At 35.8% G+C, this 23,675-nt stretch carries 22 protein-coding genes; 3 read left to right on the top strand and 19 right to left on the bottom strand.

Features of this window, described 5'->3' with window-relative positions; all coding sequences use genetic code 11:
- Positions 1-22 precede the first annotated feature (22 nt).
- The 6 genes from PY093_RS18400 to PY093_RS18375 form a co-directional block, all read right to left on the bottom strand.
- Positions 23-1,012, bottom strand: a complete 990-nt coding sequence (locus PY093_RS18400) for an ABC transporter ATP-binding protein (protein WP_275647270.1) — start codon at positions 1,010-1,012, stop codon at positions 23-25.
- Positions 1,013-1,016: 4 nt separating this feature from the next.
- Positions 1,017-2,003 (bottom strand): ABC transporter ATP-binding protein, encoded by a 987-nt coding sequence (locus PY093_RS18395; protein WP_275647280.1) that lies wholly within the window; start codon positions 2,001-2,003, stop codon positions 1,017-1,019.
- A gap of 194 nt (positions 2,004-2,197) precedes the next feature.
- On the bottom strand, positions 2,198-2,800 hold the full coding sequence (locus tag PY093_RS18390) for a hypothetical protein (protein ID WP_275647269.1): 603 nt from the start codon (positions 2,798-2,800) through the stop codon (positions 2,198-2,200).
- 175 nt (positions 2,801-2,975) lie between these two features.
- Complete coding sequence (locus PY093_RS18385) at positions 2,976-3,746, bottom strand: DUF2268 domain-containing putative Zn-dependent protease (RefSeq protein ID WP_275647268.1); 771 nt, start codon at positions 3,744-3,746, stop codon at positions 2,976-2,978.
- Positions 3,747-4,040: 294 nt separating this feature from the next.
- On the bottom strand, positions 4,041-5,279 hold the full coding sequence (gene fabF / locus PY093_RS18380) for a beta-ketoacyl-ACP synthase II (protein WP_275647267.1): 1,239 nt from the start codon (positions 5,277-5,279) through the stop codon (positions 4,041-4,043).
- 61 nt (positions 5,280-5,340) lie between these two features.
- Entirely contained in the window at positions 5,341-6,276 is a 936-nt protein-coding gene (locus PY093_RS18375) for a beta-ketoacyl-ACP synthase III (protein WP_275647266.1), read from the bottom strand.
- Positions 6,277-6,602: 326 nt separating this feature from the next.
- Here PY093_RS18375 and PY093_RS18370 point away from each other — a divergent pair, with 326 nt between their 5' ends.
- On the top strand, positions 6,603-6,857 hold the full coding sequence (locus PY093_RS18370; protein WP_275647265.1) for a hypothetical protein: 255 nt from the start codon (positions 6,603-6,605) through the stop codon (positions 6,855-6,857).
- 48 nt (positions 6,858-6,905) lie between these two features.
- Here PY093_RS18370 and PY093_RS18365 read toward each other — a convergent pair whose 3' ends face one another.
- The 4 genes from PY093_RS18365 to PY093_RS18350 form a co-directional block, all read right to left on the bottom strand.
- Positions 6,906-7,097, bottom strand: a complete 192-nt coding sequence (locus PY093_RS18365) for a ComZ family protein (protein ID WP_275647264.1) — start codon at positions 7,095-7,097, stop codon at positions 6,906-6,908.
- A 28-nt stretch (positions 7,098-7,125) separates the two neighbouring features.
- On the bottom strand, positions 7,126-8,085 hold the full coding sequence (locus PY093_RS18360; protein WP_275647263.1) for a BMP family ABC transporter substrate-binding protein: 960 nt from the start codon (positions 8,083-8,085) through the stop codon (positions 7,126-7,128).
- 138 nt (positions 8,086-8,223) lie between these two features.
- Complete coding sequence (locus tag PY093_RS18355; RefSeq protein ID WP_275647262.1) at positions 8,224-9,123, bottom strand: NAD-dependent epimerase/dehydratase family protein; 900 nt, start codon at positions 9,121-9,123, stop codon at positions 8,224-8,226.
- A 90-nt stretch (positions 9,124-9,213) separates the two neighbouring features.
- Positions 9,214-9,954, bottom strand: a complete 741-nt coding sequence (locus PY093_RS18350) for an alpha/beta hydrolase (RefSeq protein ID WP_275647261.1) — start codon at positions 9,952-9,954, stop codon at positions 9,214-9,216.
- A gap of 217 nt (positions 9,955-10,171) precedes the next feature.
- Here PY093_RS18350 and PY093_RS18345 point away from each other — a divergent pair, with 217 nt between their 5' ends.
- A complete protein-coding gene (locus tag PY093_RS18345; protein WP_275647260.1) occupies positions 10,172-10,354 on the top strand; it encodes a YjzD family protein in 183 nt (60 codons plus the stop codon).
- Positions 10,355-10,629: 275 nt separating this feature from the next.
- Here the strand turns inward: PY093_RS18345 and PY093_RS18340 are convergent, their stop codons facing one another.
- Positions 10,630-10,809, bottom strand: coding sequence for a YjzC family protein (locus PY093_RS18340; protein WP_275647259.1), 180 nt, complete (start codon positions 10,807-10,809; stop codon positions 10,630-10,632).
- 236 nt (positions 10,810-11,045) lie between these two features.
- Between PY093_RS18340 and PY093_RS18335 the strand changes: the two genes are divergently transcribed.
- Positions 11,046-11,864, top strand: a complete 819-nt coding sequence (locus PY093_RS18335) for an undecaprenyl-diphosphate phosphatase (protein WP_275647279.1) — start codon at positions 11,046-11,048, stop codon at positions 11,862-11,864.
- 37 nt (positions 11,865-11,901) lie between these two features.
- On the opposite strand, the gene argF is transcribed toward PY093_RS18335, so the two are convergent.
- The 8 genes from argF to PY093_RS18295 all read right to left on the bottom strand — a co-directional run bounded on the left by argF (position 11,902) and on the right by PY093_RS18295 (position 23,548).
- The gene (gene argF, locus PY093_RS18330; protein WP_481769320.1) at positions 11,902-12,861 is read right to left on the bottom strand and encodes an ornithine carbamoyltransferase; all 960 of its coding nucleotides are present in this window, start codon (positions 12,859-12,861) and stop codon (positions 11,902-11,904) included.
- The gene (locus PY093_RS18325; protein ID WP_275647257.1) at positions 12,861-15,989 is read right to left on the bottom strand and encodes a carbamoyl phosphate synthase large subunit; all 3,129 of its coding nucleotides are present in this window, start codon (positions 15,987-15,989) and stop codon (positions 12,861-12,863) included. The genes argF and PY093_RS18325 overlap by 1 nt, the downstream gene beginning before the upstream one ends.
- The gene (locus tag PY093_RS18320) at positions 15,982-17,058 is read right to left on the bottom strand and encodes a carbamoyl phosphate synthase small subunit (RefSeq protein WP_275647256.1); all 1,077 of its coding nucleotides are present in this window, start codon (positions 17,056-17,058) and stop codon (positions 15,982-15,984) included. The genes PY093_RS18325 and PY093_RS18320 overlap by 8 nt, the downstream gene beginning before the upstream one ends.
- Positions 17,059-17,124: 66 nt before the next feature.
- Entirely contained in the window at positions 17,125-18,285 is a 1,161-nt protein-coding gene (locus PY093_RS18315) for an acetylornithine transaminase (RefSeq protein WP_275647255.1), read from the bottom strand.
- Positions 18,282-19,061, bottom strand: a complete 780-nt coding sequence (gene argB / locus PY093_RS18310; protein ID WP_275647254.1) for an acetylglutamate kinase — start codon at positions 19,059-19,061, stop codon at positions 18,282-18,284. The genes PY093_RS18315 and argB overlap by 4 nt, the downstream gene beginning before the upstream one ends.
- Positions 19,062-19,072: 11 nt before the next feature.
- Entirely contained in the window at positions 19,073-20,302 is a 1,230-nt protein-coding gene (gene argJ / locus PY093_RS18305) for a bifunctional ornithine acetyltransferase/N-acetylglutamate synthase (protein WP_275647253.1), read from the bottom strand.
- A 33-nt stretch (positions 20,303-20,335) separates the two neighbouring features.
- The gene (argC, locus tag PY093_RS18300) at positions 20,336-21,373 is read right to left on the bottom strand and encodes an N-acetyl-gamma-glutamyl-phosphate reductase (RefSeq protein ID WP_275647252.1); all 1,038 of its coding nucleotides are present in this window, start codon (positions 21,371-21,373) and stop codon (positions 20,336-20,338) included.
- Between the two features lie 891 nt (positions 21,374-22,264).
- Positions 22,265-23,548, bottom strand: coding sequence for an IS110 family RNA-guided transposase (locus PY093_RS18295; protein ID WP_275645258.1), 1,284 nt, complete (start codon positions 23,546-23,548; stop codon positions 22,265-22,267).
- Positions 23,549-23,675: the final 127 nt, after the last annotated feature.

Genomic DNA, 23,675 nt, shown 5'->3' with positions numbered 1-23,675 from the left:
CAAAACCTAATTAAAGTACTATCTAATACAAGTGACAAGCGACTCTATGTCCTGGCTTCACCTCCTTTAATTGTGGTTTTGAAGCAGAACATTCTGCCATTGCTTGCGGACATCTCGGATGGAAAGGACAACCGCTAGGCGGATTCGCGGGACTTGGTACATCTCCCACCAACACAATACGCTCACTTTTTTTCCTTGGATCTGGTACAGGAATAGCAGAAATTAATGCTTGTGTGTATGGATGTAATGGTTCGTCATAAATGCTTGTCTTTTCCGCAATCTCAACAATATTACCTAGATACATAACACCAATTCGATCACTCATATGTTTTACAACACTTAGGTCATGGGCGATGAATAAGAATGTTAAATCAAATTCATCTTGTAGTTCTTTTAATAGATTAAGAACTTGTGACTGAACCGATACATCCAGTGCCGAAACTGGCTCATCCGCAATAATAAGTTTAGGTCTTAATGCTAATGCACGTGCAATACCAATTCTTTGTCTTTGACCACCTGAAAACTCGTGTGCATACTTATAATAGGCATCTTCAGGTAAACCTACTTTTGTAAGTAATTCCATTATTTCGCTTTTTAGTGATTTCAAAGACTTTTTCGAAAAGTTTATAATTGGTTCTGCGACAATGTCACCCACCATTTGCATAGGATTCAAAGAGGCATACGGATCTTGGAAAACCATTTGAACGTCTTTTCTAATTTCTCGTAAGGATTTTCCTCTTAAGTCAGTAATGTCTTGTCCATCAAATAATATTTGTCCGTCGGTTGGTTCTAGTAATCTTAATATTGTTCTACCTGTAGTCGATTTACCGCAACCTGATTCTCCAACAAGTCCTAATGTTTCACCACTTTTTATTTCAAATGATACATCATCTACTGCCTTAACATGTGCAACCGTTTTTCTAAGGAACCCACCTTTGATTGGGTAATAGGTCTTTAAATTTTTTACTTCTAGCAGATTGTCTTTATCTTTTTTAAGTGTAGTATTACTCATTTGATTACCTCACACTTTCTGTAGGATAGCTGCTCTCGTAAAGTAAGCATGATACCTCATGACCCTCTTCAACTTCAGCAAGCCTAGGTGTAACAGTTTTACAATCTGGTTTTGCTGATGGACATCTATCAACAAATCGACAGCCTACGTTAGGCATGTTTTTTAGTGAAGGAACAATCCCTTTAATAGTAGCTAATTCATCAACAGCATCATCGATCCTTGGGATGGAACCCATCATTAGCCTTGTATAAGGATGTTGTGGTTTGTAAAATAGATTATCTACGTTTGTACGTTCCACTACTTTACCTGCATACATTACAATTACCTCATCACACATTTCAGCAACAACGCCTAAATCATGTGTAATTAAGATAATTGACATGTCATTTTTTTCTTGGATGCCTTTTAATAATTCTAGTATTTGGGCTTGTACTGTTACATCTAGTGCAGTTGTAGGTTCATCAGCGATTAGTAGTTTTGGTTGGCATGCAATCGCAATTGCAATCATAACCCTTTGTCTCATACCACCTGAAAGCTGATGTGGGTATTCATCTACAATTTTGTCTGGTCTTGATATTCCAACATTCGTTAATAGAGTGATAGCCATTGTTCTAGCTTCTTTTTTTGAAATATCCATGTGATTAAGCATGATCTCTTCTAATTGAAAGCCAATTGTAAAAACTGGATTTAAAGAAGTCATTGGTTCTTGGAAAATCATACTTATATCTTTTCCTCTAATACTATTCATTTCTTTTTCTGATAGATGTTCGATGTTTTTCCCTTGGAATATAACCTCTCCGCCTGCGATCTTACCAATCCCTTTAGGTAGAAGCTTCATAATCGAAAGTGACATTACACTTTTTCCACAACCTGATTCTCCAACAATTCCGACAATTTGGCGCGGTTTTACTGATAGAGAAACACCATCAACCGCATGATAAAATTCACCATCTATATCGAATCCTGTCTTAAGGTCTTTCACTTCAAGCATTGAATTCAATTTAATCACACCTTTATAAATTAATCGCGCTACCTGTATCCCCAATATTTAGACAATTTCCTTTTTTACAATAATATTATATTTTTTTCTAACTTGCAATATATTATTTTAAATTACTAATATTCAGTCTTTTTTGTTAAGTGACTTAAGTGATTTAATCTATTAATTATTATACAGAAATACCATTACTCTGGATATACGCTTTCTAATTTGACGCCATTGGATAGTAATCTTTGTCGAATCAACGCCTTACTTTTTCGCATTTTAGCAGTCATTTCCAATTCTAGAGTTGATCCGTCTTTAAGGGTGAATATAAACTTATCATCTTTCGTTACTTTATCTTTCTTAATATAGGTTTGCTTTGCAGCAGTAATATCATCCCAGCTTGTAAAGGTTTCAGAGAAGCTAAAATAGTGGTTTTGATAGATACCCTTCATATTCATATATTGATAGTTAAAAAGACATAAAGTAATAACAACTATTCCCACAACAAACGAAGCTGCAAGCATAGATAATTTAAGTTGCTTCTTTCGTTTATCTCTAGCCTCAACTACTAAATTTATGAGCAAAACGATTGATAAAAACAAAATTCCAAGGATAAAAGTGAAATATGTACTTAATGGTGCTTCAAAAAACCATACATTGTCAGGTTTAAATAAAATTTCTTGAATTGGATAAAGAATAATAAATGGAATAATGAAACTCGATAAAAAAGAAATAACAATTACTGTTACCTGAAATTGTGCGCTATCGGTCTTCTTTTTTTTCGTTACTGTATAGCTAGACATATAATTAAATCTACAACACCTTCCCTTAAATTTCTTTATCCAAAAACACTAGTTTGGAAATAGTCTGGAAAAAGCACTAGTGTTATAATATTACAAATACATTACAATTTCAATACACTTTTTAAAATTGCATTAATTCTAAATATTAAAAAACACATCCTTACGGATGTGTTTTTTAATAAATTATATCCTCTGAGGGAACTAGCATTAACTCTTTTACGCCTTTATTACTATCCTTCAGTTTTTTTCTAACTAGGTAATACCCTACACAATACCCTACCATTTTAGGATAAAACTTACGTCCAAACAACAGATCGTTATGCATTGCGGTATTCTTCTTTATGGAACTATTTGGTTTAATTGTTCTTTGCCAAAACCGTTCTAGCTCTAAGTCAGAATAATATTTTATATACGGGGCTAAGCTATCTTCACCATAATCTTCCTGGACTGCATTTTCTGCAAGTCCTTCCAACATGATTGTATCCATTAATGTATAATCTTTCTCGTTCCTCTTATATTTTACTAACCTACACACATGATTATATTCATGTGTAAATAATGCTTTTAATTCATTTTCTGTTGTTTTCTCTGAAATAAATAGGAATAGTTTATCCTTAAATGCAATACCAGATTTCCCATTAAACTCCCGGTTAATTCGCGAATTTGTAATATCAGAAGGAAATATATAGATTGGTACAGAAGGACCTGACCACTTTTTTTTAAGTCTTTTTTCTTCTTTGTAGACAACCTCCCATGCCCGTTTTTTTATAAGCCTTTCAATCATTTCATCGCCATTCTTAAGAGGATGATACATTCCATGGAAAGTTAGATATTGATAAATCTCTGAAGCACTTGCATCATCAAAATGGTCTGTTAGATTTTCACAGACTTTTTCCGGTTGATCATATAAATCTAGTAACCATTTATCCGTTCGCATAACAGTCATTCGTCTACCTCCATTTATACCTTTCTAATCAGGGTATGCAAGGTAGGAAATATAGGTTCTTATTTATTAACGTCTTAAAGAAAAGCGCAGGGCGCCCGGAGCTAGACACTAAAACTAGGTAAAAACTTTTATACTTTCTTATCTTTAAAAAAAGAGCCAGGTCAAACCACCTAGGCTCCTTTCCGATTAAAATACTGTCTTAAACCTTCACCTAGTACGTTAAAGAAATGACCGGGAGACATGAAAACAATTGGTTCCACCATTTTAAAACCCAAGTCACCTTTATTTCTTTCGTTATTCAAACTTCTTAAAAATAATGGTTGCATTATGACCACCAAAACCTAATGAATTACTAAGTGCAGTACGGACTTCTTGCTTTCTTGCAAGATTTGGTACATAGTCTAAGTCACATTCTGGATCTGGCGTTTCGTAATTAATTGTTGGTGGGATTATTCCCTCTTTAATTGCAAGAATTGAGAAAATCGCCTCAACTCCACCTGCAGCACCAAGTAAATGGCCTGTCATTGACTTGGTTGAACTAATTGCAAGCTTCCTTGCATATTCACCAAACACTTCTTTAATAGCTAGTGTTTCATATTTATCGTTATACCCTGTACTTGTTCCGTGAGCATTTATATAGTTAATGTCCTCAGCCTGTAAGCCACTATCCTCAATTGCTTGGCGCATGGCACGTACGCCACCTTCTCCTCCTGGTGCTGGTTGTGTAATATGATATGCATCACCCGTTGAACCATAACCGACTATTTCTGCATAGATTTTAGCTCCACGTGCTAGAGCATGTTCCAATTCCTCCAACACGATGATTCCTGCACCTTCACCCATAACAAAGCCATCACGGTTTTTATCAAAAGGACGACTCGCTGTTATCGGGTCTGGATTAAAAGAAAGTGCTTTTGCTGATGTAAAGCCAGCAAACGACATATTTGTTAACGGCGCTTCAGCTCCACCTGTTATCATAGCATCAGCATCTCCACGTTGAATAACCTTAAAAGCATCCCCAATTGAGTTTGTTCCAGTTGCACAAGCTGTAACAGTACAAGAATTAATTCCTTTTGCACCAAGTGCAATTGAGACCTGTCCAGCTGCCATATCAGGAATCATCATCGGAACATAAAAAGGACTAACTCGTCTATAACCCTTTTCTAAGAAAATTTTATGTTGTTCCTCATGAGTTTCCATTCCACCAATTCCAGAACCAATCCAAACGCCTACTCTAGGTGCAATTTCATCATTAATATTCAGATCCGCATCCTTCACTGCCATTAACGATGATGCAAGTGCGTACTGTGTAAAACGATCCATTCTACGTGCATCTTTTCTGTCCATATAATTCTCAGGGTTAAATTCTTTAAGTTCTCCAGCTACCTTTGCAGGTAATCCTTCAATATTTATTCTAGTTAACGGTCCAACCCCTGATACACCATTTATTGCATTTTGCCAAGCAGTTTCCACATCATTTCCAATTGGAGTTACTGCTCCTAGTCCTGTAACTACAACACGCTTCTTGTTCATCTATAAATCTCTCCTTTTATCAACGTATATTTGCACGTATGAATAGTATTCACTTTTAAATTTATCGTCCCCAACGCATTGCAATCGCACCCCAGGTTAACCCACCACCAAAACCAACCATTACAATTAAATCCCCATCTTTGATTTTACCTGCTTCTAATTCCTCAACAATTGAAATTGGTATCGATGCTGCTGAAGTATTGCCATATTTATGAACCGTTTTAGACATCTTTTCTTCTGGAAGCTCAAGTCTTTGTCTTGCCGCATCCATAATTCTAATATTCGCTTGATGTGGAATAAGTAAGTCAACATCTTCTTTATCAATCCCAGCTTTTTCAAGAACATTAACACATGATTCTCCCATTTGTCTAACTGCAAACTTAAATACTTCTCGACCATTCATTACGAGATATTCCCCTTCTTGGTATAGATGCTTACCACCCGTGCCATCGGCCCCTAACTCAAATGCGAGAATTCCTTTTCCGATTGAAACAGGTCCTACAACTGCTGCACCTGCTCCATCCCCAAATAAAACTGCTGTATTTCGATCATCCCAATTAGTAATCTTTGAAAGTTTTTCAACGCCAACTACTAGGATATTCTTATAACTTCCTGATTCAATAAATTGTTTTGCCGTGACTAATCCATACATAAAACCTGCACAGGCCGCACTAATATCCATAGCTGCTGCTTTTTTTGCTCCAAGCCTTTCTTGTAACATACACGACACCGAAGGGAATGGCGTGTCTGGTGTTACTGTAGCAACTAATATCAGATCTAGGTCTGCCCCAGAGATACCAGCCTGTTCTATCGCATTTAAAGCTGCTTCATAGGCCATGTCAGATGTATCTATATCATCACTTGCTATTCGTCTTTCCTCAATTCCTGTTCTTGTACGAATCCACTCATCAGAAGTATCCATCTTTTTTTCTAAATCTTGATTTGTAACCACATTCTCTGGCACATGCCGGCCTACTCCAAGAATCCCTGCATTCATATTCGCATCCCCTTTAAAATAAGATAATATAATCCAATCCTGATATTAGTTGAATAATGATTACTCACTAATAAGAAATGCTATATCCAACCTTTTTAGTAAGAGCATTATAAGAAAATTTGTCCGTGTTATTTATTATCAATTAATATGACTTGGTACTAATTTTAAAGTATTTTATTTTAGATAGCAACAGTTTACCCTTTTTCTTTGTAAATTACGGAAAAATCCACATACGCCTAATCAAATATAGTGATAACTGTCTATATTTTTTATACAAATTAACATAGACTACTAGTAAAAAATAACTAATAAGAGTGGTGACTAAGTTGGAGGACAAAAAGGACGAGATAATCGAAGAAATAAAAAGTGATGTAACTGTAACTGATCCTTTTTCTAGACTCATGTTTGGGCCTAATAAAAGAAGCCAAAGTCAGTCTACACCTGATCAACCGCAACAAAATACACAGGTAGATTATTACCAGTTAATGCAACAATTTGATGAAATCATGGGATCAGTTAATAGAATTAAACCTATAGTTAAGGAATTTACTCCTTTACTAAACTTTTTCAAAAAAAAGTAATAGAACAATAAAAACGCTTGGATACCCCAAGCGTTTTTAAGTTAACTTTTATTCTTTTACTTGCTTATAAGCTTCTTCTTTTCCAAGCTCATAAGCGTCGGACATCACATTAGTTAATATGTTAATCATTGGTTGTAATTTATCCATCGTTAGTTCTATTCCGGTATCGTCAAGCATCTCCTTTGCTTCAGGCAGATACTTCATTGCTATTTGCATAAATTCCATGGATTTTGGGTGCATTTCATAACTCCTTTTGATGACAATCATATTATTTTTCATTGGGAAGTAGACCAGTCTGTATATATGTTTCAACATGAGCATTTATTTCTTTTTCAAAATCTGGATCAACTTCTGGACTAAATTTACCCATTGAAATAACTCCATCTTGAAAATCAAAAAACAAATCTCCAGATTCTAACTCTCCCTTATTATAGCTTTCGGCAACGAATTCATACAATTCATCCACATGTTGTACTGTGCTCGTTAAAACGGTAGCTTCTCCTAAATAAGATTGATCTGTAACAAAACCAATTGAATATAAGCCTTGCTCTTTTAACGCTTCAATTACAGGTACATTATAGCCATCTCCAGCAGGATAAACAACATCAACACCTTCTTGAACCATCTTATCCAGTAATCTTAAGGCAGAATCTACGTTATCCCAGCTATTTGTATAGCTTATTTCAACCTCAACATCAGGGTTTTGAAAGGCTGCACCTTCAAAAAAGCCATTTACTTCTGGCTGCCATTCAAATGCAGCTATAACTCCCACTTTATTGGTTTCAGTCATCTTGCCAGCTACCATACCACCAAAAAAGCCCATTGCATCAGCCTTGAAATTTATACTTGTAACATTATCACCATTAGCGTCTCCATTAAAGGTAATAAAGTGAATGTTTGGAAATTCTTTGCTAAAACTATTAAAATACTTGGCATATTCACTACCATGTCCAAAGATTAAGTTAACTCCTTTTTCTTCAAACTCTTTAACAGCTTGCTTAGCAGCAGCTTTATCAATGATGTCTTCCTGATAATATACATCTATACCAAATTTTGATTGAATTTTCAACAATCCTTTGTAACCTTTTGTTCCCCAAACCTGGTCGTTTATTGAATCTGTTACTAGTAAACCAACTTTTTCTAATCTAGCTGTGGAAGCAGGTTGTCCACATGCTGATAGTAAAAGAGTCAACATACTAAAAAGGACCAACCACCGAGATTTGCTCATGCTTCTACATCTCCTTTAATGGAGGAATAGCCTCAAAAACACTCTACTATTTGCTCCAATGTAAAAAATTCATTCTTATTTATACTATATTGTACATTGCCTAGAACAGAATGTAAAAGAAAAAATAGGTATTTAATCTTACTTGTGTCTTTCTTTCAACTGCTTTGCATATTCAATTTGTTTTTCTACCCCCTCTTTTATACTAGTATTTGGTTTAATATCTAGAAGTTTTTTTGAGCTCTTTGAGATAATTGTTCTGGGTTCCCCTCTTTCTTCCAATCGTAGATCATTTTTAATATAGTATGCCCCTTCATACCATCTATTTTCTTCCCCACTTGTTAAATGAATTATCTTTCTCGGTAAGGTTTTTTCTTCTAATCTGACAAGTGCATGAACAGCATCTTCAATGTAGAAAATATCCCTAGTATTTTCTGTCACAAAATAGTCTCGAGATTGTTTTTTTAGGTTAGCCATTATCGCTTGTTGGTAAATTAAATGACTTGGTTGCCCCGGCCCAAAAAGTGTTGGCATTCTAACAATTGCATATTGTATTGACTCTTCGGCTAATGTCTCCCGCACAAGCTTTTCTTCTTCAACGTGTAATTTTCCGTTATCGCTATCTGGCACAGGCTTTGTATCTTCATCCACTACAAATTGTTCGTTACCAAAAACATCATATGTTGACACTAAGATAAGCTTACTTCCATTCATACGGCAAAATGAAATAACATCATTTAGTAGTTGTCTTGTTTTGCCTATGCAAGCATCAATATCTGGTGAATATCTGTCTTTAGCTGAGTCAAATAAACTATAAAAGACAGTATCGCAATTCTCTTCTTTCATTAGGCTACGAAAGTCTTGTATATCTCTATACTGAAAAAAGGCATTTCTTCCGATTCTTAGTAATTTTTCCTCTTTTACTTCTTCATCATCCGCCATATCATCAAATGCTAAAATATTTACTTCTTCTTCAATGAAATGACAGCATAAACTAAACCCTAAAAAGCCAAGCCCTCCTACTACGATTTTATTGCACAAAAAAAATCCCCCCTACAAGAAGTCAGTTATTGTATTTCTATGCAAATTACAAAAATAATAGTCCCTACCGATTTCTCAAAATAGGGACTACTATAGTTCACCTTGATTCCTTTTGTAAAATTGACAAACAGATTGACCAAAATTGTAACGTTTTTCAGCTATATGATAAGAGACAAAAATTGGTTTTTTTAATTCTTCTCTAAGTTCCTCAAATTTTCGAGTGTGTAATTCCGGCCGAAAAGCTGCACTATTGGTAGATTGCCAAATACCAACTGGTGGCTCACTGTCATATTTCATATCTGGTAATAACTTATGAATCGTATCCTTTGCTTCAAAGTCACCAATTTTGTATGCCTTTTTAAGCTCTCTGAGTAAGCTTTTATAAAAGAACTTGTAGGATTTTTCATGCTCGATATGTGCCTTCAAATCTATACAAGGATTTACAAGTGCCGCTGCGCGTATATTGTCAGTGATTGAATCCATTAGTTGCAGAGCAACTAACGCACCCATACCTTCAGCTAAAATGTGTATCCTCTCATTTAGAATTTCACTTTTCATGACTGTAAGATACAACCTTTTAGCTAAAAACAATGCATCTGGACTTCCCCAGTTTCGACCGTAAAGGTTTGAATAAAATACCGTATAGCCTTGACGAATTAAATACTCCACCGTTTGAAAACGACCTAGATTTTGCATCCAAAAACTCGTATTTTCATCAACAAAATGGTTTTTGTCACCTAAAATCAAGATACCGAAGCCATTTGGCCGTTCCGGTACGTGAACCACACACCACTCTGTATCAAGCTGGAAAAAACGATGTGTAAGTTCCATTTTCCTCCCACCTTTATACACAGTATGATTCCTGTCTTTAACAATGTATGTAAAGGTTAGAAAATGGAAAGGGGAGATACCCATTTTTTATTTTATTATTTTTATGGCTTAACTTTAAACCACTATTAACCACAACATCTTGGGAATCTTCCACTTTATTATTTTATTTTAGTGTGATAAGATAGATAAACAATGTGTTTAAAATGAGGTGAAAATTGTGCGTTATTTTTGGACATTTTTTTGGACATTTCTTTTAATTCAAATGTCTGCCTATGTAATTTCTTCAATGCAAGGGGTTACATATGATTTCGCAACTGCTTCAATAATTGCAGTTGGTGCTTTTGTCTTTATATCAATACTTGGTGAACTTATACCAAACGAACCAGTTGAAGAACATTAATAAGAAAAGCGCAAGGCGCACCCGCCTATCGGCGCGTCGATTAAAACCCGCCACGTCCTGTGGCGAACATCGACATCAGCACATCCTGTGCAGTCAAGCATAAGACAAGCCGGCTGGAAGGTTGTTCTTTACCTTCCGGACGGATTGGCTTATACCATAGAGCCGATGGCGCCCGGAGCTAGACACGAAAACTAGGTAAAATTATTATACTTTCTTACCATAAATAAAGTCATCCTACTTTTAGGATGACTTCTCTTTTTGCGATTGTGACCAAATTAAGGTTTTCTTTTATACGTCCATTTTCGGTTATGGTTTGAATTCTCTGGAAATGGATCCCCTGCTTTTAACTTTAAACTTTTGGGGTTGTTAACCATATCCCCATCTTCACCAATTTCTACATATATTCCATTATTGGGTGCTTTATGTCCTGCTCTAAATTCGTGACTTTGGCCCATACTATCCCTCCTTCCTATCTTTACTAAGATATTATCCCCTGTTCTATTTCATTTATAATTTATATAACATTCATATCCTTTTTTTATTTGAATAGTATAGGTGATGTGATGATTACATAATACAAGCTACTTATTTAAAATCCAGTAAATAGCAATGCTTTACACAACTACAGATTCTATTGTTTAATTAGAACGTAGTAATTATATTATCTATTGGAGGATTAAGTGTGGAAAATATGGACAAAATATATGAACTTTTAAAATATTTATTTCTTGGATTTTTTCAAGGTTTAACTGAACCTATCCCTATTTCATCAAGTGGTCATCTTTTACTTGCTCAATATTTCTTAGACCTTTCTATTGAAGGAATGAGCTTTGAACTATTGGTTAACGCTGCATCTCTTCTAGCAGTATTGCTAATTTACCGCAGTGACATAACTCGACTTACGATTAACGGCCTACGCTATATTAAAACACGGGAAGAAGCTGCAAGAGCAGACTTTCGATTTATCATCTACCTAGTTATCGCAACAATCCCAGCTGGCGTGATTGGTATTTTATATGACGATGAGATCGCAAGTTTCTTTAAAGAAGGTATCTTATTAATTGGTATTACCTTGCTTATCACTGGTATTGCACTATGGACTATTCGCAACTTACGGGGACGTAAAAATGATGCAGAATTAAAATTAACAGATGCGATTATTATCGGTATTGCACAAGCAATTGCACTGATCCCTGGCATCAGCCGATCTGGCGCCACAATTGTAGCAGCAATGGGACTCGGGATGAAACAAGAGACAGCGTTACGTTTTTCATTCTTAATGTTCATACCTGTTAGCTTTGGCGGTTTGTTATTAAGTCTTTCTGATATAGTAAACGACCCAGATTTAAATTCATTACTTATTCCCTACACAGTTGCTTTCCTTGGGTCATTAGTTGCTTCCTATTTCTCCCTTAAATGGTTTATGAATATTATGGCTAAAGGCAATCTTAAATATTTTGCTTATTATTGCTTTGTTGTTGGTGGATCAATTGTATTGTTTAATTTTTAAAAAAAGTGGTATCAGACTTTCCGATACCACTTTTTTATTATCCAAGTATTGCTTGTAATAATGCTTTTTGTACATGTAATCTATTTCCCGCTTGTTGGAAAACGACTGAATGTGGGCCATCGATTATTTCAGCTGTTACTTCTTCTTCACGATGTGCTGGTAAGCAGTGTAGAAAGCGAAAATCTGATTTTGCCAAATACGTTATCTTAGAATTGACTTGAAAATCTTCAAATACTGTTATTCTCTTCTCTTGTTCACTTTCCTGCCCCATACTTGCCCAAACATCTGTATACAGAATATCAGCATCTGTTACAGCTTCAAATGGATTATTAGTAACTTTTATTTCCGCTCCCGTTTTTGATCCAATATCATTTACTAACTCTATGATTTGTTTTTTCGGTTCATAGCCAACTGGACAAGCAATGGTACAATTCATACCTACTTTTGCTGCTGCAATCATAAGCGAATGTGATACATTATTCCCATCACCCAAGTATACCAGCTTTAACCCTTTTAGTTTTTTCTTAACTTCATAAATTGTTACTAAATCAGCAAGTGCCTGACACGGATGATGTTCATCCGTTAATCCATTAATAATTGGAATTGATGCTTGCTTTGCTAGCTCAACTATTTTTTCATGTGCAAATGTTCGAATCATAATTGCATCAACATATTGCGATAAGACTTTGGCAGTATCAGCGATTGATTCCCCTCGGCCTAGCTGAAGGTCATTTCCATTTAGATAAAGTGCACTCCCACCCAATTGAATCATGCCAGCTTCAAATGATACCCGCGTTCTCGTAGAAGGTTTTTCAAAGATCATCGCTAACGTTTTTCCCTCTAATGTCTTTGAAGTCAATCCACTCTTTTGTTGTTTTTTTAAAGTTAGGGCTGAGTCTACTAATTGATAAATTTCAGTTTCTGAGAGCTCCTCTAGAGTTAACAGGCTTAGTCCCTTAATATTTAATGGTTGTTCCTTTGTTTGTAATGTATTAATCAAATTGTCACTCCCTTTGATTGTTTTCTCCACTCTTGGATCGAATGAACAGTAAATGTCTTTGTATTTAAAGCTTTTATAAAAGCGAAAAATGTTTCAAGTTGAGTAAAGACTTCAATACCGTTCGCTAGTGCTAATTTCCTATATTCCGCTGAGATGTCATCTTTTTTTACATTCAAATAGGCAAGTGCATATCCTCTTTCAATCCAATCTTCAACATCTTCATTCACTAATAACTTAATAGTTTGCTGACTTAGTTCTTTTGAGAGTTCACTAATGTCTGAAATACTCATATCATCATCCGTAACAATTAAAATTTCATTCCTTTGCTGTTTATTCTTTAGATAGGAATGAAAGACTTTACCGAGCGCTTCATCTAAATTATCAGCGATTCCAATACCCTCACCAGTTGACTTCATCTCTGGACCTGTTATTGGATCTGCACCAAGTTTCATTGTTGAAAAAACTGGGAATTTGACAGTATAAAAATCATTATCTGACAATAGTCCCGTGTTTTCGGAAAGGTCCGGCAAATATTTCCCTAGCAATAATTTAGTTGCATGTCTAACCATCGGGACACCTGTCACTTTACTTACAATTGGCGAAGTTCTACTTGCACGAGGATTTACCTCGAGCACATAAACTTCTTGATCATTTATTACATATTGGATATTCATTATTCCTTTAAAATTGAGATTAATAGCTATTTTCCTTGCATATTCGACAATTTTGTCTTTCACACTATATGATAATGAAATCGCAGGCAGTATTGCAAAGCTATCACCCGAATGGATTCCTGCTTTTTCAATATGTTCAATAATCGTTGGTATAAGAATATCGATTCCATCTGTTAATAAATCTATCTCTACCTCCTTTTTTGGTAGATAGGCATCTAGGAGAAGTGGATAATTCTTGTTTGAAGTTTTAGCCGTGTATTTATTCAACTCATTTTTGGTATGAACGACTATCATTCCTTTACCACCAATTACATAAGATGGTCTTAGCAATAAAGGAAAACCTATAGAATTGGCTTTTTCCTCTAAGTCATGATCTGAATTTGCTATCGCCCCTGGTATGTGAGGAATGTCTAATCCTTCTAAAAACTGATAAAACAGTTCCCTGTCTTCCAATTTATTAATAATGTTTTGATTAATTCCGACAAGCTCTATTCCCTCATCCTCGAGTTCTTTTGCCAGATTAATAGATGTTTGACCACCAAACTGTACAATAACCTTCTCAATATTTTCTTTTTCAATAACATTTAGAACGTCCTCGAATTGTAATGGCTCAAAGTATAGACGATCGGCAATAGCAAAATCTGTACTAACTGTTTCAGGATTATTATTTATTAATACCGTCTCATAGCCTTCCTCTTTAAGAGCAAAAACACCATGGACAGAGCTATAGTCAAATTCAATTCCTTGGCCGATTCTGATCGGGCCAGAGCCAATAATTAACACCTTTTTTGTTGGTGTTGGTTCAACTTCACATTTTCCAAAATAACTTGAATAATAATAAGCTGTTTTCGTAGAAAATTCTGCTGCACATGTATCGACCATTTTATAGCTTGGTATTATCCCCATTTCCTTACGTTTAGTACGTACATTTTTTTCATCATCTGTTAACAGGAAGGCAAGATAACGATCAGAAAACCCTTTTTCCTTAACCTTTTGCATAAACTCAACTGATATTTCTTGTAAACTAGTATGTCTAACCGTTTCTTCAGTCTGTATTAATGATTGAAATATTTGCAGAAAGAATAAGTCTATTTTCGTTTTATCGTGTATGGTTTTGATATTGAACCCTCTACGTAAAAGTTCGAGGACAACAAAAAATCGCTTCTCGCTTGCTTTTGCTAATTCATTAAGCAGTACGGAAGTATCCTCCTTCTGCAGTGGTGGTAAAGTGAGTCCTATATTTACTCCCTCAAGAGAATTTACCGCTTTTTGAAAAGCTCTTTCTATGTTTCTATCAATCGCCATCACTTCGCCAGTCGCTTTCATCTGTGTCCCTAATGTACTATCAATATCTAGAAACTTATCGAATGGAAAACATGGGAATTTAACTACGATATAGTCAAGGCTAGGTTCAAAGCTAGCATAAGTATCACCAGTTATCGGGTTTACAAGTTCATCTAAAGTGTATCCAATTGCAAGCTTTGTTGCCATTCGTGCAATAGGGTATCCTGTTGCTTTAGAAGCAAGGGCTGATGAACGACTTACCCTGGGATTGACTTCAATCAAAAAATATTTTTTACTATTTGGATCAAGGGCAAATTGAATGTTGCAGCCCCCAATTATTCCTAATGCTGAAATAATTTTAATGGATGCAGATCTTAGCATTTGATACTCTACATCTGTTAATGTCTGCGATGGTGCTACAACAATTGAATCACCTGTATGGATACCAACTGGATCGATATTTTCCATATTACAAACGGTTATACAAGTTCCCTTTTCATCTCTCATTACCTCGTACTCTATTTCTTTCAATCCTGCAATACTTTTTTCTAGTAAACATTGGGATATCGGACTAGCTTGGAGGCCGCCTTTTACTAGAATAAGGAGATGTTCAAGTGACTCAGCAATTCCTCCACCCGTTCCACCTAGCGTATAGGCTGGTCTTACAATGATGGGAAAACCGATTTCCACCGCAAAAGATACTGCCTCATTAACCGACGTTACAATTTGGCTATCTGGCACAGGTTCCTTTAATTCATTCATTAGTGCTTTAAAAAGCTCTCGGTCCTCACCTTTTTTAATTGATTCAATTGGTGTACCTAGGAGCTTAACATTGAATTTTTCAAGTACTCCTTGTTCATGCAGTTCAAATGCTAAGTTTAGCCCTGTTTGGCCTCCTAGTGTTGCTAAAAGCCCATCAGGACGCTCTTTTTCTATAACCTTTTGGACAGATTCTAAAGTAAGTGGTTCGAAATAAACTGCATCAGCATTCATTTCATCGGTCATAATTGTAGCTGGATTGTTATTTATTAAAATAACTTTGTAGCCATCTTCCTTTAATGCAAGACAACCCTGAGTACCAGAGTAATCAAATTCAGCTGCCTGCCCAATAACAATTGGTCCAGATCCAATTACTAATATGGTCTGTAATGTTTTATCCTTAGGCATACATTTTTTCACTCCTAACCGATCGTATGCTTGACATAAATTCATGAAAAATCCAACTACTGTCACTTGGACCAGGGTGTGCTTCGGGATGGTATTGTACAGATAAAATAGGAAGTTCCTTGTGCATCAGACCTTCAACAGAACCATCATTCACATTTGTAAAACGAACAGTAAGCTTATCTTGATCTAAACTATCACGATTAACAACATAGCTATGGTTTTGTGAAGTAATGAAAACTTTACTTGTCAGTATGTCCAGTACAGGTTGGTTTGCACCTCGATGTCCAAAACGTAACTTTGTTGTATCTCCTCCAAAAGCTAAGCCCACAAGCTGATGTCCTAGGCATATAGCGAGAGTCGGAAAGCTTTCCATCATTTTTTTTAGGTCTGGCAACAAACGCTTTAACTGTTTGGGATCACCGGGTCCATTTGAAAGAACAATACCACAAGGGTTAAGTTTCTTAACTGTTTCATAGGAAGTGTTATAAGGTACAACGGTTACTTTACAATCGTAATCTACTAAACTATTTACAATCGATTTCTTAACACCAAAATCAATTACAACGATTTCATGGTGCCCTGAGCCAAAGGATTCAATTTTTTTTGTCGAAACGGCCTCAACAGGTGCATCATATCTTATATCACCAAAATAACTGCATTCTTGCTTATAGGACATTGAACATTTCATTGTTCCACTATCTCGTATTTGTTTAACAACTGAGCGTGTGTCTACATGGGTAATATAAGGAATTTCCCATTTATTTAAATATGCCTTTAAGGAATGTTTAGCTTCATAGTGATAAACAGTTTCAAAGCTTTCATACATAATAACGCCTGCAACATGGGGTTTACTACTTTCAAAATCATACTCATTTATTCCATAATTCCCAATCAAAGGGTAAGTGAAAATAACGATTTGATTTTTGTAGGATGGGTCTGTTAATACTTCTTGATAGCCAGTCATTCCGGTAAAAAATACGACCTCACCTGTAATCGCGTTTGTATCATTTGTTGCTTCCAAAATACCTTCAAAACATTCACCATTCTCTAAGTGTACGTAACCAGTCATCTGCCACCTCGTATATTTATTTCTTATATTGAATTTTTATACATTTTTTATTTAAAAAATACAACATTACAATGTTGTTACATGACTATATTCTTTTATTACATCGTTTATAAGATCAACCGCAAGGTCAATCTCTGCTTTTGTAACTGTTAATGGTGGTAGTAACCGAATAACATTCGGACCTGCATTAAGTGCCAGTAACCCACGTTCCCTAAGTAATTTTAGTATTTCTGTTACCTCTGATTTACAATCAATACCAACCATGAGTCCCTTTCCACGAATGGAATTTATGATTTCATTCTTTTCTAATGAAGTAGTCAATTTTAATTTTAGGTAGTCTCCTTTATCAGTCACTTCTTCAAGAAATTGTTCTTGAAAAACAATCGATAAGGTTGCTTTAGCTGCTGATAGGCCAATTGGATTGCCACCAAATGTTGTTCCATGGACACCAGCTCCGAAAGCTTCCTTTAGTATATTTTTACCAATCATGGCACCGACTGGTAACCCACTTCCTAACCCCTTTGCTACTGTAATAATATCAGGTGAGATACCAAAATGCTGATATGCAAACGGCTTTCCAGTACGGCCCATGCCCGTTTGGACTTCATCAATAATTAGAAGAGCATTATACTTTTGACATAGCTCAGCTATTCTGCTTATAAACTCAGGATTAATTGGAATTACTCCACCTTCACCTTGAATGATTTCAACCATAATTGCTGCAACATTTTCATCCATTTCTTTTTCAAGACTTGCACAATCATTATACGGTAGGTATTTAAACTCCTGTAGCAATGGTCCAAAATCACTGTGTATTTTTTTCTGACCTGTTGCCGCCATAGTTGCAAAGGTTCTCCCGTGAAATGACTGTTGAAATGTAATCACTTTGGTTTTTTGAGTGTATTTCCGTGCTAACTTAAGTGCTGCTTCATTTGCTTCAGCACCACTATTACAGAAAAAAACAGCATCTCCATCACAATGGTCTACCAGTTGCATTGCAACTTCCTCTTGAATAGTTAGGTGAAAGAGATTGGAAACATGCCACACCTCTTCTAGTTGCTTTTCTATTGCTTCTTTAACTGCTGGATGACGATGGCCAAGGTTGCACACACCTATACCAGAAATAAAATCCAAATACTTTTTACCATCTTGGTCAACAATTGTTGTACCTTCCGCATGCTTTACATGTACATCAAAACGATTATAGGTTGGGAATATTGCACTCATTGGATAGCCTCCAGTTCACTAATGATTTTTGTTCCAATCACATCGCCATTTTCACCTGCAAATGAATGCTTTCCGCTTACTATCATAACTTCTTTGAGGTCGCTTTTGAGCGCCTCACATGCCGCCATGACTTTTGGAATCATACCACCATATATCTTTTCACTAGAAATTAAGTTTGTTATCTCCTTTGTATTTACACACGTTAATAACCGGTTATTGTCCATTATTCCAGGTACATCCGTTACGAATAATAATTGCTTTGCTTTTAGGCCAGTTGCAATTCTTCCAGCTGCAGTATCGGCATTAATGTTATATTTTTCTCCTTTGGTATCAGTACCTATTGATGAGATGATAGGTATATAATCTAGATTTAACAGTTGAATTAGAAGTTCACTATTTACTTCTGAAACATCACCTACATAACCAAGAGTTTCTTTATCAATAGGAACAGCACGTAGAAGATTTGCATCAGTCCCAGATAGTCCTATAGCACTTAATCCTCGGGAGCATAGTTCTGATACTAGTTGTTTGTTTACTTTTCCAGCAAGTATCATTTCTACTACTTCCATGGCCTCTTTATTTGTTTTTCTAAGTCCATTAATAAATTCGGTATTAATATTTAGCTTAGTAAGCATTAAGCCAATCTCCGGCCCGCCACCATGAACGATAATGATTTTGTACCTATTTTCCTGTAGTTTCTGAACACTTGTAAAAAAAGCATCTGAAAGCTGTTCAAGAATACTACCACCACATTTTAGTACAATAATATTGTCCATTTCTTCGCCCCTTATGTTCGATAACTCGCATTTATTTTCACATAATCATAGGTTAAGTCACAGCCCCATGCTGTTCCTTTTCCATTACCTATATGAAGATTTACCCCAATTGTTATTGTTTCATTTTTCAAATAAGCAGTTGCTTCTTCTTCAGAAAATCGCTGTGGTTGACTGTTTTTTAACATTAAAATTGGACCAATATAAATATCCACATTATCTGGATCGACATTTGCTGAACTATGTCCAATTGCCCCAATGATTCTTCCCCAGTTTGCATCTGTTCCATAAACAGCTGTCTTAACTAAGTTTGACCCAACAATCTTCTTAGCTATGATTCTAGCTTCAGTGTCAGACGCTGCCCCATTAACCTGAACCTCAATCAGTTTAGTGGCTCCTTCTCCATCTTTGGCAATTTGTTTAGCTAGACTTTCAAATGTTTTCTTTAATGACGACACAAATTTTTCCCAATCAGGATGTAATGGAGTAAGTTTTTCATTCCCCGCTTCACCACTTGCCATCACAAGGACCATATCATTTGTTGATGTTTCTCCATCAACTGTGATTTGATTAAATGTTACATCTACAACTGAACTCATTGCGTTTTGTAAATCATATGAATCAATATTTGCATCTGTCGTTACAAAGGCTAACATTGTAGCCATGTTTGGATGAATCATACCTGATCCTTTTGCGGCTCCTCCAAACGTAACAACTTTCCCATCGATTTCTGTTTCGTAACATATGGTTTTCATAACTAAGTCCGTTGTTAGAATTGAGGTTTGAAAATCTTCTGCTGCATTTACGCTAGCTTTAGGTTCAAGCATTTTAATTCCATCTGCAATTTTATTCATGTTCAATAATTCCCCAATTACTCCAGTTGATGCAACTGCAACTAGATGTTCAGGAATATTAAATTTTCTGGCACATAAGCTTCTCATTTCATAAGCATCATTTTCTCCCTGATCCCCAGTGCAAGCATTAGCACATGCGCTATTTACGATAATCGCTTGAAGTTTGTTTTCAACAGATATACTATTTTGTGTTACCTTTAATGGTGCTGCTTGGAAATGACTTTTTGTATAAACTGCCGCACAACTAGCAGGAGTATCGCAGATAATGACCCCAAGATCATTTTTGGCATACCTTAATCCCGCATGAACCCCAGAAGCACGAAACCCTTTTGGTGAAATAATTGAACCATTTTCAATTACAACAAGTTCCTCACTAACTTTTGTTTGCAAACTACCATTCCCCCATTCTACTTTTTCAATCTTTTAAGGATAAATTGGAACCATATCTAAACCAGTTGATTCGTGGATACCCATCATAATATTAAGATTTTGAATTGCTTGCCCTGCGGCACCTTTTACTAAATTATCAATCACAGAAACAATGATTATCCTTCCCGTACGTTCATCATATGAAAGACCAATATCACAATAATTAGAACCATACACTTCTTTTGTAGATGGATAATTCCCTATTTTCCTTATCCTCACAAATTGTGAATGCAAATATGATTCGTTATACATCTCTAGTAGTCTCTCTGATGTATATTCCTTTTTTGCTTGGGCGTAAATAGTCGTCATTATCCCCCTCGTCATTGGCACCATATGAGTGTTAAATGAAATTGGTTGGATCTGATTGTTCCACGTCCTTAGCATTTGTTCAATTTCTGGTATATGCTGATGCGAATTCACCTTATAAATTTTGAGATTTTCATTAGTTTCTGAATAGTGAGTGGCGTTTGAAGGTATCTTTCCTGCACCAGAAACACCAGATTTAGCGTCAACAATTATTGAATTTTCGTGAATGAGATCATTTTTAACTAAAGGAGCCAATCCAAGTAGGGTAGCAGTCGGATAACAGCCTGGATTTGCGATGATACTTGCTTCTTTAATTGCTTCTTTATTCCACTCACTCAAACCATATTCGGCTTGTTTTAAATAATGTAATGGTACCGAAGTTCTGTTATACCAGTGCTGATATGTAAGCATGTCGTCTAAACGAAAGTCACCCGATAAATCAATCACTTTAATTCCATTTTCAAAGAACTGTGGTGTTAAAGTTGATGAAACGCCAGGTGGGGTCGCCATAAACACAATATCTACTTCCCTAGAAATCTTCATACTATCAATTTCTTCTAATGCCAATGTAGTCTGATTTAAGATATGTGGAAAACCATCACTAAACATTGTTCCTACTTGTGATGACGAGTGAACTGAATGGATTTCAACGTTTGGATGTTTTGTTAAAAAACGAAAGAGTTCAATTCCCCCGTAACCCGTTGCACCGATAATTGCTGCTTTCATATAATCCCACCTTAAGTCTAATCTGTTGGATATAAAGAAAAGATTGGAAATAGTAAATTAATTATCATTATAATACTGTATAAAAATTAAATCAATTGTATTTTTATTAATTTTCTTTTTATTCTAAGAAATCCGCTTTAAAACTTTTGAAAACAATAAGAAAAGCGAAAGGCGCGCCCGCCTATCGGCGCGTCGATTAAAACCCGCCACGTCCTGTGGCGAACATCGACATCAGCACATCCTATGCAAGTCAAGCATAAGACGAGCCCTGACTGAAGGCGTTCTTTGCCTTCGGGAAGGGATTGGCTTATACCATAGAGCCGGGTGACGCCCGGAGCTAGACACTAAAACTAGGTTCAAATTTTTATACTCCCTCATTAAAGTAAGGTTTTTCTCTTGTTTTCTCTGTTTTTCTCAGTATTTCAAATTTCAATAAGACTGCACTTTAATGGACTAACAGAACTTTATTTGTATTTTAGAGGAGGAGGACATAGTTAAATAAACCCTCTTCTTCTATTTTTTTACAAAAAAGGATAATATCTAGAAATATGGTCGCTATTGGATCCCACAATGTTCATGGCGGCACACCCTCCCATTTCTCACGGCGTCATATGAAAAATATGCGCATACATTCCTTCGTTCTGCCTATCCATGAAGTGGGGTCGGCGATGCTTTCTTGCGGGGTCATTGCCCAATAGTATAAATGCTTGCCGACTGCTCCTAGCTTCTGTTGTAAGTCTTCTTCAAATTGAAACAACTTTAAAATACTTCGACTACTAAGTGAATAAAAAATGAGAATTAAATATTGTCATCGATACTACTGTTTATGTTATATAAATCTTCGACTATTTTCTGCACCTAACTTCTTTTTGATCACTTTACCCTATCCTTTTAAGCAGCTTCTTGCATACTAAAATGAGGAATATCTTGTAACATTTTAGCTGGTTCAAACTCAATTTGTTTCTTTCCAATCGTAAATAAAATACGAATTAATTTACAACATATAGCGATGATAGACTGCTTCTTTTTTAATGGATTTTCATTTCGTGTAATAAAGTACTGATGTAGTGCCTTAAATGCAGGATTTTGAGCTACAAGAGGCAACACGACTTTAAACAATAGTGCCCTTAATTTAGGACGCCCTCGTTTAGTAATAATTGTTTGCCCTTTCCACTTTCCTGATGTAGCTAGTTTTAAGTTTAATCCTGCTAACTTAACAATTTGGTCGGGATGTGAGTACTTTTGTAAATCACCGACTTCTGCAAAAAAGGAGGCTACTGTAACTTGTCCAATACCTTTAATATCTCCCATCTCTCTCGCCCCTGGAACATCTTGTATGATGTTCTCTACTTCACTCCAGACGCTCTCTAATTGTTCTGAAAGAAGATCGTATTGGTCTAGTAAGCTTTTTAATTTTAACCTAGCTAGACTTCGCCCCTCTTTAATGCCTACTGAACGAAGGGCAACGTTTTTCAACTGAACAACCTTCTTTATTCCCACACCTTTTTTAACTTCTTTACGAATTTCAGCTAGAATTTCCAAGTCTTCACGCTCTAATAACTCATCAGGAAAAAGTCCCATTCTTAGAACTTGTAGAGAAGCTTTTCCATCCCACTTCCCAAAGACCGTTAAATATTCAGGAAAGAAACGGTCGAGCCATTGGTGAACTATATTTTTCACAGCTGTTAGGTCCTGTACCAATTGGTTATATAGGTTCATACCTTCACGTAAATCCGAGTATATACCTTCCGGTAAATTGGGCTCCGAATATCTTCCGCCCTCAATAAGTCTAGAGATAACTCTAGCATCCTTGAAATCATTCTTAGTAGGAGAATTGTCATCTAACTCCTTTGTTTGCTTAACATGAGCTGGATTAACTACAACCACCTTTTTTCCTTTTTCTTTTAGCCAATAAGCCAACGGAAGCCAATAATGTCCAGTAGGTTCCATCCCAATGATGACATCTTCCTTAGACTGTTTAGCTTTGATTTGATTTAACCAGTTTATGAAACCTTCAAAACCCTCATATGTGTTTAAAAATGTATGAGCTTTTCCAAATTGTATACCTCTATAATCTTGTGCTCTTGCGACATGCTTATGTTTAGCAATGTCAACCCCTATAATTAAGGTTTTTTCTGTAAGTTGCAGAATCTTGTCATTTTGTTTATACTTCATTTTATGTCCTCCTTTGGTTATTAAATGTCCTTTGCGCTGATCAGCTTGGACACTTTGTATCATACCAAGGAGGCTTATTTTATTCAAATCTCATTTTGCTTTAATACAGGAATGCTTTCTTATCTTT

This window comes from Cytobacillus sp. S13-E01 (assembly GCF_029193815.1).
In the GTDB taxonomy this organism is placed as follows: Bacteria; Bacillota; Bacilli; order Bacillales; family Bacillaceae_L; genus Bacillus_BV.
The sequence above is the reverse complement of the archived record's forward strand: the minus strand, read 5'-3'. Positions and strand labels throughout refer to the sequence as shown.

Bases quoted from the DNA above. Each gene is read 5' to 3' on its own strand.
- argB (WP_275647254.1), bottom strand. From the start codon at position 19,061: ATGGACAATATTATTGTACTAAAATGTGGTGGTAGTATTCTTGAACAG.
- fabF (WP_275647267.1), bottom strand. From the start codon at position 5,279: ATGAACAAGAAGCGTGTTGTAGTTACAGGACTAGGAGCAGTAACTCCA.
- PY093_RS18350 (WP_275647261.1), bottom strand. From the start codon at position 9,954: ATGGAACTTACACATCGTTTTTTCCAGCTTGATACAGAGTGGTGTGTG.
- PY093_RS18315 (WP_275647255.1), bottom strand. From the start codon at position 18,285: ATGAGTGCAATATTCCCAACCTATAATCGTTTTGATGTACATGTAAAG.
- PY093_RS18375 (WP_275647266.1), bottom strand. From the start codon at position 6,276: ATGAATGCAGGGATTCTTGGAGTAGGCCGGCATGTGCCAGAGAATGTG.
- PY093_RS18340 (WP_275647259.1), bottom strand. From the start codon at position 10,809: ATGGGCCAAAGTCACGAATTTAGAGCAGGACATAAAGCACCCAATAAT.
- PY093_RS18390 (WP_275647269.1), bottom strand. From the start codon at position 2,800: ATGTCTAGCTATACAGTAACGAAAAAAAAGAAGACCGATAGCGCACAA.
- PY093_RS18360 (WP_275647263.1), bottom strand. From the start codon at position 8,085: ATGAGCAAATCTCGGTGGTTGGTCCTTTTTAGTATGTTGACTCTTTTA.
- PY093_RS18325 (WP_275647257.1), bottom strand. From the start codon at position 15,989: ATGCCTAAGGATAAAACATTACAGACCATATTAGTAATTGGATCTGGA.
- PY093_RS18365 (WP_275647264.1), bottom strand. From the start codon at position 7,097: ATGCACCCAAAATCCATGGAATTTATGCAAATAGCAATGAAGTATCTG.
- PY093_RS18395 (WP_275647280.1), bottom strand. From the start codon at position 2,003: ATGCTTGAAGTGAAAGACCTTAAGACAGGATTCGATATAGATGGTGAA.
- PY093_RS18335 (WP_275647279.1), top strand. From the start codon at position 11,046: ATGGACAAAATATATGAACTTTTAAAATATTTATTTCTTGGATTTTTT.
- PY093_RS18320 (WP_275647256.1), bottom strand. From the start codon at position 17,058: ATGACTGGTTACGTACACTTAGAGAATGGTGAATGTTTTGAAGGTATT.
- PY093_RS18400 (WP_275647270.1), bottom strand. From the start codon at position 1,012: ATGAGTAATACTACACTTAAAAAAGATAAAGACAATCTGCTAGAAGTA.
- argC (WP_275647252.1), bottom strand. From the start codon at position 21,373: ATGAAAGCAGCAATTATCGGTGCAACGGGTTACGGGGGAATTGAACTC.
- PY093_RS18295 (WP_275645258.1), bottom strand. From the start codon at position 23,548: ATGAAGTATAAACAAAATGACAAGATTCTGCAACTTACAGAAAAAACC.
- PY093_RS18385 (WP_275647268.1), bottom strand. From the start codon at position 3,746: ATGACTGTTATGCGAACGGATAAATGGTTACTAGATTTATATGATCAA.